Source organism: Streptomyces sp. DF42 (assembly GCF_058267695.1).
In genome coordinates this window covers 3,053,000-3,067,666 of record NZ_CM177859.1, presented here as the reverse complement: position 1 = coordinate 3,067,666, position 14,667 = coordinate 3,053,000, and the positions used below count along the sequence as shown (strand labels likewise).

Genomic DNA, 14,667 nt, shown 5'->3' with positions numbered 1-14,667 from the left:
TGTGCGGCTTCGGTGGGGGTGCGTGTAGCGCGTCGGGTTCGGTGGGGGGTCGGGGCCGGGGCGGGGGGTGTCCGTCCTCGGTCCGGCGGTGTTGTTGGTGGGGATGTACTGGTGATGGACGCCGGACGCTGCGGGCGGGCACCCCCCGCCCCGTCCCCTTCCCGCCGTTTGCGGCTACGGCGCGCTCTGCCCGGTCTCCTTCGCGCCGTTTGCGGCTGCGGTGCCTGCTGCCCGGTGCCCTTCGCGCCGTTGCGGGCTCCCCTCAGCCCTTGTTGGGGTGGGGGGTCGAGCCGTATGCCGTCAGGAAGGCGTCGCGGAAGTTGCTCATCTTCCAGACCGGGGCGTTGTGGGCGGGGCGCAGACCGTCTGTCCAGTTCCAGGAGCTGATCTTGTCCAGGACCTTCGGGTCCTTGGCCACGATCGAGATCGGGACGTCCCGGCTGGCGTGGTTGCCGCTGACTCGGGCGATGGGCTGGTGGTCGCCGAGGAAGACGAGGACGGTGTTGTCGTTGCCGTAGCGCTCCAGCCACTGGGTGAGGGCGGTGACCGAGTACTGGACCGACTTGCCGTACTCCGCCTGGGACTTGGGCGAGCTGGTGAGAATGTCCGAGGGCTTCTTGCCGGCCTTCTGGATGGCGTTGAAGACCGAGCCGTTGCCGATCTGGTCCCACGGGACCATCTTCGGGATGGGCGCCCACGGCTGGTGGCTGGAGGTCAGGATGAGGAACGACATCCGTGACTTGCCGTCGGCGGGCTTCTTGCTGTGCACCCGCTGCTGGAACTGCTGGAGCGCGTACTGGTCCGGCATCGTCGACCAGCTGAACTTCGGCCCCTTGTAGCCCAGCTGGAAGGCGTCGTAGACCTTGTCGAGGCCGTACCACTTCGACTCCGGCCAGCCCTTCTGCACGCCCGGCATGATGCCGACCGTGTCGAAGGCACCGGTCTTCTGGAACGCCTTGGTGAGGGTGAGGTGTTCGCCGTTGCCCGCGGTGACGGTCCGGTAGCGGCTCTGGTTGTTGATCCACAGGCCCGACATGGTCGTGGAGTGGCCGAGCCAGCTGCTGCCCCCGTACGTCGCCGACGTCAGCCAGCCGCTCTTGGCGTGGAAGCCCGCCTTCGCGAGGGCCTTGGTGCGTGCGTCGAGTGTGGCGTCCACTCCGGGCGCCTCGACCGGGTCCTCGATCGCGCTGCGGCCGTAGCTCTCGATGAAGGTGAAGACCATGTCCTTGCCGCGCAGATCCGGCAGCAACTGGCTGGGCGGTGTGCCGCCGAACGTGTCCGCCCGCGCGATCTTCCCGAATGCCGCCTCGTCCCGGATGGCGTCCCGGACCCGCTCCGCGCGGTACTTGAGCATCGTGACGGTGTGCTCGGCGGACAGCGGCACTCCGGCGTTCTGCAGGTTCACGCTCGCGCAGGTCATCCAGAACGCGCACAGCACGAGGAGGACGCGGGTCGAGTGGCCCGGGTGCCGGCCCACCAGGTTGCCGACGCGTACCGCCGCGAGGACCATCACCGCGAGGATGAGCGCGACGAGCAGGACGACGCCGACGGCCGCCAGCTGGGCCGTCCCCTTGCCCAGCGTGTCGCCGAGGTAGGACTGCGCGTCGGTCAGCAGCGGCCAGTCCAGGACGATGTTGAAGCCGCGGCCGAGGTATGCGTAGAAGCCGATGTCCATCAGGTTCAGCACGGTCAGCACGCCGAGCAGCAGCCCGAACAGCACCGCCACGATCAGCCTCGGCCTGCGCGGCAGAGCGGTCAGTACGGCCGCCCCGAGCAGCGCCTCCACCGGCAGCCGTATGAACTCGGCCGGGCGGAAGGTCTCAAGGCGGTTCGGCATCACGAGCGCCGCGACGATGAGCGCGAGCGCGCCGATCGTCACGACGATGCCGATGGCCCGCGCGGGCACGGGGTACGCGGCCTTCCAGCGCCGCCAGGCCCGCCGGGGGTGGGGGCGCGGAAGGGAGCGTATGCGGGAGAGGAGGCTCGGGGCGGCCGGCTCCCTGCTGGTTTCTCGCTCCGCGGTCTCGTCCCCGGGCGCCCCTGCCGTTTCCGTTGTCTGGCGCGTGCTCGTGTCCTGAGGCAACCCGAAGGTCCTTCCATGCGAGGCCCTGATGCGGAGCGGCGGGCCACGCCGGGGAGGCTGGGACCCGCCACCTGTCCGTACGGCCGACCTCGGCCCCCTGTTCACATCCCAGGGCAAACACCGGGCAAACGCCCGGTCAACGTTGCCGCCAAGGGCTTCTTGGGAGCGCGGGGAACTGCGCGACCAGCCACGATGAACCCGCGGCCGCCCCCGGTCTTTGAGGGGCGCGGCCGCCCCCGGTCTTTGAGGGGCGCGGCCGTCTCCCGGTCTTTGAGGGGCGCGGCCGTCTCCCGGTCTTTGAGGGGCGCGGCCGTCTCCCGGTCTTTGAGGGGCGCGGGGAACTGCGCGACGAGCCACGACGAACCCGCGGCCGCCCACGCCCTTTCAGGGGCGCGGGGAACTGCGCGACCAGCCACGATGAACCCGCAGCCGCGACACAGCCTCCGCACCCCGAGTTCCTACGCGCCCCCGACCGCCGTCAGCAGAGCGAGGGGCGCCGCCGCCGAACGAGATTCCCGCACGCACGCATGCGGATACGGAACCGGCTCCGCGTGCGTGTCCCGGCCGTACCCCGCGAGAACCTCCGGCAGCCGGTGACCGGAGGTCGTCGCCGCGTCCACCAGGGCATGGGCGACGAGCCGGGCCTCGTCATGCAGCCCGTAGCGTGCCAGCCCGAGGGCGATCAGTGCGTTGTCGTGCGGCCACACCGAACCGCGGTGGTACGAGAGAGGGTGGTAGGCGGCCTGGCCCGCGGCCAGCGTCCGCACGCCCCAGCCCGAGAAGAAGTCGGGCTCCACCAGCCGCCGGCCCACGGCCTCCCCGTACTCCTTGTCCAGCAGTCCCGACCAGAGCAGATGCCCCGCGTCCGAGGCCAGGGCGTCGACCTGGTTGCCGTCGCCGTCGAGGGCGAGTGCCGGGAAGGAACGCTCCCGCATCCAGAAGTCCCGCTGGAAGCGGTCACGGAGATCACTGGCGGCCTGTTCGAGTAACGCCGCGTATGTTCCGTCCTCCCATACCGTGCGGGCGATCCACGCCGTGCGGCGCAGCGCGTCGTACGCGTATCCCTGGGCGCCCGCCGCCATCACCGCCCCGCTCGCCCGTGTCCCGTCGGCGGAGCAGATCGCGCCGGGGGAGTCCTTCCAGTTCTGGTTGGCGAGGCCGCCCTGGTCGGCGCGGTAGACGAGGTAGCCGCGGGAGGTGAGCCCGCCGTGGTCGAGCATCCAGCCGATCGCCGCTCGGGCGTGGGGCTCCAGCCGGCGCGCGAGAGCCGCGTCCCCGGTCTGCTCGACGTAGGCGCCCAGGAGGACGAGGAAGAGGGGGGTCGCGTCCACGGAGCCGTAGTAGCGGCCGTACGGCACCTGGCCGAAGTGCGCCAGCTCCCCGTGCCGCACCTCGTGCACGATCTTGCCGGGCTGGGACACCGAGTCCGCTCCGGTCTCGGTCGCCTGGGCGGCGGCGAGGGCCGGGAGCGTGGCCGCGGCGAGCTGGGGGCGGTAGGGGAGGGCGAAGAGCGAGGTGAGCAGGGCGTCCCGGCCCAGCAGGGTCAGGAACCAGGGGGCGCCCGCGGCCGGCACGCGCAGGTCCTCGCCGTCCGGGCCCGTCGCCGGGACCTGGAGTGCGGCCAGGTCGGTGAGGCCGCGTGCGCAGGCCGCCGCCAGCTCGGGCCAGCCGGTCGGGAAGGACACGCCCTGAACGAACTCGCTTTCCAGAGCGCGGAGTTGACTGTTCGCGGCGGTCGGGGACGTCGGGACCTGTGGGGCGCCGGTGGCTCCGTGGGGGTGGGCCGCCACCCGAAGCGTCAGTTCCACCGTGCCGTGCGGCTGGAGGTCCAGGGTCCATACGAGGCGGCGGGCGCCCGTGCCCGTCTCCTCGACGGCGTCCGGGGCGGGGGCGGTCCGTACCGTCGTACGGGAACGCCAGTCGCCGCGCTGGTAGCCGAACTCCATGCCGTCGTCGAGGGCCTGGCGGGAGCGGACGGCACCGATCTTGGTGTAGGTGCGGTGGTCGGAGCGCAGCTCGAACTGGTCGGTGAAGTCGGCGTCCGCGGTGACCGCGAGGCGGACCGTCGTCGGCACCGGGCGGTTGCTGGTCACCCGCAGAGACTCGACGAACGCGCTGTCCCCGACGGCCTGTTCGCGGAAGATCGTGTACGCGGGCGGCTCCTGGCGTCCGCCGCGCGGGACGAGGACACAGCGCGCCGTGTCCCCGTCCGCGACCGGCGTGAGCGCCTCGGGCACGGCGCCGTCGACCGTCAGTTGCCAACGGCTCAGGTGCCGGGCGTCACGCACGAACAACCCGTCCGGGGAGCCCGATCCCCGGACGCCGCTGATGTCCCCGCCGTCGCCCATGGCCGCGAACGTCGCGCCGTGCACGAGCAGATGATGCCGCTCCGTCATGCCTGGTCCCCTCCCCTGACTCCCTTGTCACTGCTGTCGAACGTGCCGTCGCCCATGAGGGACATGCCGTGTCCGGGGCGCATGTGGAGCAGATCCAGCGCGAGCGCGGCGGTCCAGCCGAACCCGGTCGCGCCGCACGCCTCGCCGGTGTGCGGGTCCACGTACTCCGCGAACCCGGAGGTGCCGGCGATGTCCAGTACGGCCTCCCGCAGCGCGTCGGCCATCGCCTGCTCGCCGTGGGTGCGCAGCCCCCGCTCCAGCAGCCAGCTCGTGTTGAACCAGGCCGGGCCGCGCCAGTAGCGGTGCGGGTCGAAGGCCTCGCCGAGGAGGTCGTAGGACGGGGGGAGGCGGGTCGAGCTGCCGAGTCCGAAGTGCGGTCCGCGGGCCGTGCGCACGAGGGCGGCGGCCGTCTCGCGCGGCAGCGTGGGCAGCAGGAGGGGGAGCAGGCCCGAGACGCTTCGCTCCGGGATCAGCTCGTCGCTGTGGACGTCGCGGCAGAAGAACATCTCCCGCGCCGGGTCCCACAGCCGGTCGAGCATCGCGCTGGTCAGCCGCTCGGCCCGCGCGCGGCGGGCCGCGCCCGTGGCGCCCAGTTCGTCCGCCACCCGGGACAGGGCGTGCTCGGAGGCGATGAGCAGGGCGTTGAACGCCGGGTCCTCGACGGCGAACTCCAAGGCCCCGTCGGCGTAGTCGCGATCCCGGTAGTCCGTCGCCAGCCGCACGTACCGCCCGTAGTCCAGGTCCGTCGGCCGGTCCTCGGCGGCCCCGTGGTCGAGGTCGGCGCGGCGGAAGGAGCGGGCCGGGGCGGGGGTGACGCGGGCCAGCGGGGCGTCCCAGCAGGGGCTGTTGTCCATGCCCTGCTCCCAGGGGTGGACGACGGACACCAGGCCGCCTCCGCCGAGGTCGCGGCGGTGCAGCAGATAGCGGTGCCAGGCGGCCAGGCGGGGATACACCCGGGTGAGGAAGCCGCGGGCGCGGGACAGGCCCGGGTCGGCGCAGTGCACCAGCCAGGCGGCGAGCGCGTGCACCGGTGGCTGCACGATGCCGGAGGTCTGTACGGTGCGCGGGGCGCCCGCGGCGCGCCCCGCGGTCGAGGAGCGCCAGAAATCGGGGCTCGGGAAGTACGCGTCGAGCGGGACGGAGGGGTTGAAGACGATGTGCGGGATCCGCCCGTCCTCCCACTGGGCGTCCAGCAGCGTCTCCAGCTCCCGCTGCGCCCGTAACGGCGACAGATGCCTGAGGCCGATCGCGATGAACGCGGAGTCCCAGGACCACTGGTGCGGATACAGGCTGCGCGAGGGGACGGTGGAGGCCCCCGTCCAGTTGTCCTCCAGTACGCGCACGGCTCCGAGGTGCAGCGCATCCGGCTCGGGCGGTGGATCGTATGCAATGGGGTGCTGTGCGGCACGGCTGGCGAGTTGGGCAGTGCGTTCCACTCGGGGCTCCCCGAAAGACGTGCCGTCGACCGGTTCGGTCGTAGCTACCGTAGAGTTACGTCTATTTAACACGCAAAACTCAATATGTAATGCAGGCTTGAGAAACACAAGGGGGTGCGCATGACCGGACGTGGCCAGGCTCGCGCCGGCGATCTGCTCGAACTGGTACGAAGCGGGCGGGCCACCACGCGCGGCGCGCTCCAGCAGGCCACCGGGCTCTCCCGCGCCACCGTCGGCCAGCGCCTCGACCGGCTCTTCCGCGCGGGCTGGCTGCGCGAGGGCGCCGGCGGCCCGGTCGACTCGCCCCTCGGCGGACGCCCCTCCATCACCCTGGAGTTCGACGACGAGCACGCGGTGGTCCTGGCCGCCGACCTCGACACCCGCCACGCCCGCGCGGCCGTCCTCTCCCTGGCCGGCGAGATCCTCGCCGAGCACTCCGGCACGCTCGTCATCGAGGACGGCCCGGACGTCGTGCTCGGTGAACTCGGCCGTTGGTTCGCCGAGTTGCTGGAGAAGGCCGGCCAGCCGGCTCGGACGGTCTGCGGGATCGGGCTCGCGGTGCCGGGGCCCGTCGACAGCGACACCGGCCGGGTCGTGCAGCCGCCGATCATGCCGGGCTGGGACGGCCACGACATACGAGGCCGCCTTGCCGGAGCCTTCGCCGAGTGTGTGGGTGCGGGCGCGGGGGTGGTGCCGGTGCTCGTGGACAACGACGCGAATCTGATGGCGTACGGCGAACAGCGCACCGGATACGCCGACTGTTCGGCGTTCGTGCTGGTCAAGGTGTCGACCGGTATTGGTGCGGGCGTCGTGGTCGACGGGTCGATCTACCGGGGCATCGACGGGGGCGCCGGCGACATCGGGCACATCCGGGTGGGCACGGAGGCGCTGTGCCGGTGCGGTGCGTACGGCTGTCTCGCCGCCGTCGCGAGCGGTGGTGCCGTCGCCCGGCGGCTCGCGGAGGCCGGGTTGCCGACGGCCTCCGGCTCGGATGTGCGGGATCTGCTGGCGGCCGGGCATCCCGAGGCGGTCGGGCTCGCCCGGGAGGCCGGGCGGCTGGTGGGGGACGTCCTGGCGACCGTCGTCACGCTGCTGAACCCCGGCGTGCTGATGATCGCCGGGGATTTGGCCGGAACTCCCTTCCTCACGGGGGTCCGGGAGTTGCTGTACCAGCGGGCGCTGCCCCGCTCCACGGCCCATCTGGACGTCGTGACCTCGCGGCTCGGGGAGCGGGCGGGGCTGGTGGGGGCCGGGGCGCTGGTCGTGGAGCACCTGTACGCGCCGGAGCGGGTGGAGGAGCGACTGCTCGCGATGGGCGTGTGACGTCCGTGTTGCCGTCCCAGGTCGCGTCCGCATGGTGAAATCTGGCTGCCTGTGACAGCGTGATTCTTGCCACCCTTGATAAGGGCTGCGCTCAGATGAGCGGATCATGAGCGACTGCACTTCTCCAAGGGGTGGCACTGCGTGCCACCCCTTGATCGTTCATCGATCGAAATCAGACGTGCCGATAGCCGCTCACATGAGCGCATTTCCCGGGCGGGTGAGAGGGGTTGTGTTCAAGAAGTGAAAACATCCGCCCGTCATCGCTTGCCAAGCTTTGACTTTCGATCCACTGGCGGACGAGTGGTTACGGGCGCATGACGCGTGAGTAGACGTACCCAGACGCCTTCGATCTGGGTATGTTCTCGCCGTCAGGGCAGCCACCGCGTCCTCGAGGGAGTCGAGACCGTGTCGGATAACAAAGAACCCCACGTAGCGAAGTTCGTTTACGACTTCACCGAGGGCAACAAAGATCTCAAGGACCTCCTGGGTGGCAAGGGCGCGAACCTCGCGGAGATGACCAACCTGGGACTCCCCGTTCCCCCTGGCTTCACCATCACGACCGAAGCCTGCAAGGTCTACCTCGACAGTGGCGAGGAGCCGGCGGCACTGCGTGACGAGGTGAGTGCGCACCTCGACGCCCTTGAGGCCCGCATGGGCAAGAAGCTCGGTCAGGCCGACAACCCTCTGCTCGTCTCGGTCCGTTCGGGCGCGAAGTTCTCGATGCCCGGAATGATGGACACGGTCCTGAACATCGGGCTCTCCGACAAGTCCGTGAAGGGCCTCGCCGAGCAGGCCGGCGACGAGCGGTTCGCCTGGGACTCGTACCGCCGCCTCATCCAGATGTTCGGCAAGACGGTCCTCGGCGTCGAGGGCGAGCTCTTCGAGGACGCGCTGGAGGCGGCGAAGGCGGCCAAGAAGGTCAGCGTCGACACCGAGCTGGAGGCCGCGGACCTCAAGAAGCTGGTCACCAAGTTCAAGAAGATCGTCAAGACCGAGGCCGGCCGGGACTTCCCGCAGGACCCGCGTGAGCAGATGGACCTCGCCATCCACGCGGTCTTCGACTCCTGGAACACCGAGCGCGCCAAGCTCTACCGCCGTCAGGAGCGCATCCCGCACGACCTCGGTACGGCCGTCAACGTCTGCTCGATGGTGTTCGGCAACCTCGGCCCGGACTCCGGCACGGGCGTCGCGTTCACCCGCGACCCGGCCTCCGGCCACCAGGGCGTCTACGGCGACTACCTGCAGAACGCGCAGGGCGAGGACGTGGTGGCGGGCATCCGCAACACCGTCCCGCTCGCGGAGCTGGAGCAGATCGACAAGAAGTCGTACGACCAGCTGATGCAGATCATGGAGACCCTGGAGAACCACTACAAGGATCTCTGCGACATCGAGTTCACGATCGAGCGCGGGCAGCTGTGGATGCTGCAGACCCGCGTCGGCAAGCGCACCGCGGGTGCGGCCTTCCGGATCGCGACCCAGCTGGTCGACCAGGGGCTCATCGACGAGACCGAGGCCCTGCAGCGGGTCACCGGCGCCCAGCTCGCCCAGCTGATGTTCCCGCGCTTCGACGAGGACGCGAAGGTCGAGAAGGTCGGCCGGGGCATCGCGGCCTCGCCGGGTGCGGCGGTCGGCAAGGCGGTGTTCGACTCGTACACCGCCGTGAAGTGGTCGCGCTCGGGCGAGAAGGTCATCCTGGTCCGCCGGGAGACCAACCCCGACGACCTCGACGGCATGATCGCGGCCGAGGGCATCCTGACCTCGCGCGGCGGCAAGACCTCCCACGCGGCCGTCGTCGCGCGCGGCATGGGCAAGACCTGTGTCTGCGGTGCCGAGGAGCTGGAGGTCGACACCAAGCGCCGGCGGATGACCGTGCCCGGCGGGCACGTGGTGGAGGAGGGCGACCTCATCTCCATCGACGGTTCGAGCGGCAAGGTGTACCTCGGCGAGGTGCCCGTCGTCCCGTCCCCGGTCGTGGAGTACTTCGAGGGCCGGATGCACGCGGGCGCCAACGACGCCGACGAGCTGGTCGAGGCAGTGCACCGGATCATGGCGTTCGCCGACCGCAAGCGCCGCCTGCGGGTGCGCGCCAACGCGGACAACGCCGAGGACGCGCTGCGCGCGCGCCGCTTCGGGGCGCAGGGCATCGGCCTGTGCCGTACGGAGCACATGTTCCTCGGTGACCGCCGTGAGCTGGTCGAGCGTCTCATCCTGGCCGACACGGACAACGAACGCGAGGAGTCCCTCAAGCAGCTCCTTCCGCTGCAGAAGCAGGACTTCGTGGAGCTGTTCTCGGCGATGGACGGCCTGCCCGTCACCGTCCGGCTGCTGGACCCGCCGCTGCACGAGTTCCTGCCGGACATCACCGAGCTGTCGGTGCGCGTCGCCCTCGCCGAGTCCCGCAAGGACCCGCACGAGAACGAGCTGCGCCTGCTCCAGGCCGTGCACCGGCTGCACGAGCAGAACCCGATGCTGGGCCTGCGCGGCGTACGTCTGGGACTGGTCATCCCCGGCCTGTTCACGATGCAGGTCCGGGCGATCGCCGAGGCCGCGGCCGAGCGCAAGAACGCCAAGGGCGACCCGCGCGCCGAGATCATGATCCCGCTCGTCGGCACGGTCCAGGAGCTGGAGATCGTCCGCGAGGAGGCCGACCAGGTCATCGCGGAGGTCGAGGCCGCGACCGGCACGCAGCTCAAGCTCGCCATCGGCACGATGATCGAGCTGCCGCGCGCGGCCCTCACGGCCGGGCAGATCGCGGAGGCCGCGGAGTTCTTCTCCTTCGGCACGAACGACCTCACCCAGACGGTGTGGGGCTTCAGCCGGGACGACGTGGAGGCCTCGTTCTTCACGGCGTACCTGGAGAAGGGCATCTTCGGGGTGTCGCCGTTCGAGACGATCGACAGGGACGGCGTGGGTTCGCTGGTCGAGGCCGCGGTGAAGGCGGGCCGTGAGACCCGCCCCGACCTGAAGCTCGGCGTGTGCGGCGAGCACGGCGGTGACCCGGAGTCGGTCCACTTCTTCCACGAGGTGGGTCTGGACTACGTCTCCTGCTCGCCGTTCCGGATCCCGGTGGCACGTCTGGAGGCGGGCCGCGCGGCCACACAGTCGACGGGCAGCGACCACCGCTGACCCGACGGCCACTGGCCGGCCTTGCGGCCACTGAACCCCGGAGCCGCCGCCCGTCCCCGACCCTCAACACCGATGGGCGGCGGTTCCGGATCACCAAGAGAGGGCGGCACCCTGTGCGGGGGTGCCGCCCTCTCGTGCATTCTCTGCGGAGACTGTCAAGCCAAGTCGCTGACCAGGCAAAATGACGTTTGCTGGCGTTGGCCGCCGTTGATCCTGTGCGCGGGCGTCGTGCCCTCGTCGTGCCCTCCGCGCACGGCTGGGGCCTGTCACGCGCCGTTGCCACAGAAGCCCCGTCCTTGTCCGTTCCGGCGCGAGACCGGCACGGCTTCGGCGGCCCTTCGGGTCCCCTGCAATGCAGCAGGCCGCGGCCCTGCGCGCAGCAGATGAGGCGGGACGAGTCCACGAATGGGCCACGGGTGGCTGAGTACCGCTTCAGGAGTTCGATCCGGACCCGCTCCGGCTGGGGTCGGTGACTGGTGCGGCGGTGCGCGACGTCAGCGGGAGTGGCCGAGTTGGGTGAGGGCCAGGTCGAGCATGTCGGCGAAGAAGTCGGCCGCGGTGGTGTCGATGCACAGCGGTGGCTTGATCTTGAGGATGTTGAGGTGGTCCCCGGTGGGCTGGACGATCACCCCGAGGTCGAGCATGCGGTCGCAGAGTTCGGCGGTCTCCTCTGTGGCGGGTTCCAGGCCGACGCGGTCCCGGACGAGTTCGAGGCCGAGGTAGAGGCCCGAGCCGTGGACGGCGCCGATGATGCCGTAGCGGTCGGCCAGTGCCGTGAGTCGGCTTCTCAGATGGTCGCCGACGCGCGCCGCGTTGCCCTGGAGGTCTTCGTCGCGCAGGGTGTCCAGGACGGTGAGGCCCACGATGCTGGAGACGGGGCTGCCGCCGGTGGAGGAGAAGAAGTAGCCCTGATCGCGGTACCGGTCCGCGACAGCCTTGGACGTGATGACGGCGCCGAGGGGGTGTCCGTTGCCCATGGCCTTGGCGACACAGACGATGTCGGGGACCGCCTGCTGCTGCTCGAAGCCCCAGAACCAGTGTCCCAGGCGGCCGTATCCGACCTGGACCTCGTCGGCGACGGCCAGGCCGCCGTGACGCCGTACCGCTGCGTACACCTGGGCGAGATAGCCGTCGGGAAGGGCGACTCCTCCGGCGTTGCCGTAGAAGGTCTCGCCGATGAACGCTCCCGCCGGGCGGCCGGCGGCGGCCAGTTCGTCGATCACCGCGACGGCCTCGGGTGCGTAGCGCACGGCATCCGAACCGCGGTGGCGGCCACGGTAGGAGTTGGGCGAGTCCACGGTGTGCACCCAACTCGGGCGGGTGGCCAGGGCGTTGGGGTTGTCCTGGAGCGAGGTGGAGACCGCGTCGGAGGCGTACGTCCAGCCGTGGTACGCCTCACGCAGCGCGACGACGTCGGGCCGGCCGGAGGCCCCGATGGCCAGGCGCAGACCCAGATCCACCGCCTCCGAACCGGAGTTGACGAGGAACACCGTGTCCAGAGGGTCGGGGAGGAGGGCGGCGAGACGCTCGGTGAACTCCACCACGGAGGCGTAGTGGAAGCGCGAGTTGGTGTTGAGCCGCCGCAACTGCCGGGAGACCGCCTGCTCGACGCGGGGGTGGGCGTGGCCCAACGGGGTGACGTTGTTGACGATGTCGAGGTACGACCGGCCGTCGGTGGACAGCAGATGGTGGCGCCAACCCCGTTCGATACGCGGAGGGTTGGCGTAGTAGTGCCCCTGCACGGTGGCGAACGCGGCGTCACGCCGGTCGAGCAGGTCCCTCTCGCGCGTACGGTCGCAGGCGGCCGGGAGGCCGAGGAGCGGGGCGGGGTCTGCGGTGAGCGCGAGCCAGCCGGCGGCATACTCGGGGCGGACCAGGCGCGGGGCGGCGGGGCCGTCGGCGTCGCGCAGCGCGACGTGGACCGAGGCACCGGAGCCGAGGTGGGTGATGTCCTCGCCCGCCCGCACCGTCGCACCGGCGGTGACCAGGGGCTGGACCGTGCGGGGGAAGGACAGCGCCAGCGTCCGCGCGCCGTAGGTGAGTACCACGCGACCCGGCCCCGCGGCGAGGACCTTTCCCGCGGCGGGCGCCTGCACCACGGCGTCCCGGCCGAGCCAGAGGTCGATTCCGGTGGGCACCGTGGCGGCGGACACCGCCGACAGCGCTCGTGTCCGAGTGAGTCGTGCGTGGGCGTACCGGGTGGCGACGGCGCCCGCTCCGTCCGCGAGCGCGGAGGTCACCAGCCGGGCCTCGGTGCCGGCGTCCGTCCAGGCTCCGTGGTCCATGGAGTCGGCGTCGGTGGACAGGTCGAGGAGGGTGATGTCGTCGGCGACGAGGTCCCGCAGGAGGGGGCGCGCCGGCGCATCGGCCCGCGCGGTCCGGGCGGCCACGTCGGCCATGCCGGTCGCGTCCCCGATGAGGCGGATCATCACGGGCAGGGGCAGCGAGGTGGCCTGTTCGAAGATGCGCCACTCGCGGTCGAGCGCGGCCTTGGCGTAGGCGTTGTCCTCGTCGACGGCGGCCTGGTGCCGCCCGCTGGCCACCAGGACGGCGGCGCGCAGGACCACGAGCGGCCAGACCGCCTCGGCTTCCTCGGGGGAGAGCGGCCGAACGGCGTGGAAGGCACGAACGGCCGGCAGCACGTGGTGCGGCTCGATACCGTCGTGGTGGAGTATCGAGGACAGTGACACGGCGAGTTCGCCGACCGCCCAGCTCGTGGTCACATCACCGAAGTCGATGACCCCGTCCGTTATGGGCGGACGGCTGTCGGGACAGCGGATCAGATTGTCGTCGGTGAGGTCCAGGTGCACGGCCTGCGACGGCAGCGTGGTGGCCAGCTTCCGGACATGTGTCCAGGCCTCGGCGGTCGACGTCCGGACGGCGGTGCGCCGGTCGGGTTCGTCGATGTGCCCGGCGAGCTTGGCGACGACGCGATCGGCGTACTGCGGGTCCCACTGGAGTACGCGGTCGAGGCCCGGGTGCCGGAAGTCGCGCAGGGCGGTGCTGACCTTTGCGGCGATCGTGCCCATGCCCGCCACGCTGCCGGGGGACAGGTGCCGTGGTCCCGAGAGTGTGCCGCCGGGCAGGTGGTGCAGCAGGCGCGCGACGGCCGGACCGCTCTCGGTGTCCACCGTCGTGCGCCACGGGGAGCCGTCGGGGCGGCGCAGGACCGTGGCGATGCGCAGTTCCGGGTGGGCCGAGGCGATCAGGTCGGCTGCCGCGTCCTGGGCTTCGATCTCCACCGTGCCGAAGGCGGGGTTGGCGATCTTCAGAATCGCCGTGGGCGTCCCGTCGTCGGCGTGCAGCAGGAAGTTGGCGTCCTGCTGGCTGCCCAGTGCCTGCGCGCGAGCCGTGATGCCGAGGTGTTCGGCAGCGATGAGCTCAGCCTCGGCCGCTGTCGTGCGGGGCGCGGGGAGGGCTTCCTCGGTGAAGAAGTCGATCGTGCGGTACTCGTCGGGCAGCATGCGGGTTCCCTCGGCTGGTGCGGGCGAACGGGGCTCGGACGCTCGGATGCCTCAGTCGACGTGCCACAGGAAGCGGTGGGTGTGAATCGCGAAGTAGGGGAAGCTCTCCACGGAGGCGACACCCTCGACGGGCCGCACGACGTCGTTGATGAAGTCCAGAAGATCCCGGGGCTGAGCGCACACCGCCTCCGCGAACAGGTCGAAGCCGCCTGCCGTCAGGACCGTGTACACGACTTCGTCGTGCCGGGACAGTTCATCGGCGACCGCCCGGGGATCGCCGTCGATGCGCAAGCCCAGGAGCGCCATCGTCTGCTGGCCCATGGTCATCGGGTCGGTCACTCCGACGACCTGCACCGCCTTGGCGTCGATCAGCCGCTGCAGCCGGAGCCTCGCGGCCGAGGGTGACAACCCCACCTTCGGCCCCAGATCGGCGTAAGGGATCCGGCCGTCGACCTGCAACTCCCGCAGGATGGCCCGGTCGATGTCGTCCATGGAGCACCTCTCTCCTGCGTGAACGGCAGGCATTGCGCTTGTTTCAAGCACAATGCCGGATCGATGTGCTCGATTCAAGTGTGAAGACGATGGAATCGATCGAATCGCGTGTGCGGGTTCCCGCGTTCGGGCAGTCCGGACGGCTGTTGGGGCAGGGGGCGGGCTTCCTCCGGTCATGCAGGAACTCTCGTGGCTGCCGGAGCCGCTCGTGCTTGTTGTTCGCCGAGGCGGACGGCCCGTCGTTCATCGCGTTCCTGACTGCGCTGCTTCTCGGCGTCGCGTCGGCAGTCGGGCGGGCAATGGACCTGCCGCAGGCGGAGGTCGGCGGTCGAAGATGCCGTGCCGGA

Annotated in this window: 7 protein-coding genes; 2 read left to right on the top strand and 5 right to left on the bottom strand. The window is 70.9% G+C overall.

All coding sequences use genetic code 11. The features are described 5' to 3' along the window. Positions 1–262: 262 nt before the first annotated feature. The 3 genes from ACYUED_RS13960 to ACYUED_RS13950 form a co-directional block, all read right to left on the bottom strand. Positions 263–2,083 (bottom strand): LTA synthase family protein, encoded by a 1,821-nt coding sequence (locus ACYUED_RS13960; protein WP_491292606.1) that lies wholly within the window; start codon positions 2,081–2,083, stop codon positions 263–265. A 458-nt stretch (positions 2,084–2,541) separates the two neighbouring features. Further along, positions 2,542–4,479 carry an amylo-alpha-1,6-glucosidase gene (locus tag ACYUED_RS13955; protein ID WP_491292605.1) on the bottom strand — a complete coding sequence of 646 codons (1,938 nt, stop codon included), beginning with the start codon at positions 4,477–4,479 and terminating at the stop codon, positions 2,542–2,544. After that, a complete protein-coding gene (locus tag ACYUED_RS13950) occupies positions 4,476–5,915 on the bottom strand; it encodes an MGH1-like glycoside hydrolase domain-containing protein (protein ID WP_491292604.1) in 1,440 nt (479 codons plus the stop codon). The genes ACYUED_RS13955 and ACYUED_RS13950 overlap by 4 nt, the downstream gene beginning before the upstream one ends. Before the next feature lie 120 nt (positions 5,916–6,035). Between ACYUED_RS13950 and ACYUED_RS13945 the strand changes: the two genes are divergently transcribed. Both ACYUED_RS13945 and ppdK read left to right on the top strand, forming a co-directional pair. Next, on the top strand, positions 6,036–7,238 hold the full coding sequence (locus ACYUED_RS13945; protein ID WP_491292603.1) for an ROK family protein: 1,203 nt from the start codon (positions 6,036–6,038) through the stop codon (positions 7,236–7,238). Positions 7,239–7,643: 405 nt separating this feature from the next. Further along, entirely contained in the window at positions 7,644–10,364 is a 2,721-nt protein-coding gene (gene ppdK, locus ACYUED_RS13940; protein ID WP_491292602.1) for a pyruvate, phosphate dikinase, read from the top strand. A 494-nt stretch (positions 10,365–10,858) separates the two neighbouring features. On the opposite strand, the gene ACYUED_RS13935 is transcribed toward ppdK, so the two are convergent. Both ACYUED_RS13935 and ACYUED_RS13930 read right to left on the bottom strand, forming a co-directional pair. Further along, positions 10,859–13,828, bottom strand: a complete 2,970-nt coding sequence (locus tag ACYUED_RS13935; protein WP_491292601.1) for an aminotransferase — start codon at positions 13,826–13,828, stop codon at positions 10,859–10,861. 51 nt (positions 13,829–13,879) lie between these two features. Continuing rightward, positions 13,880–14,320, bottom strand: a complete 441-nt coding sequence (locus ACYUED_RS13930; RefSeq protein WP_491292600.1) for an Lrp/AsnC family transcriptional regulator — start codon at positions 14,318–14,320, stop codon at positions 13,880–13,882. Between the last annotated feature and the right edge of the window lie 347 nt (positions 14,321–14,667).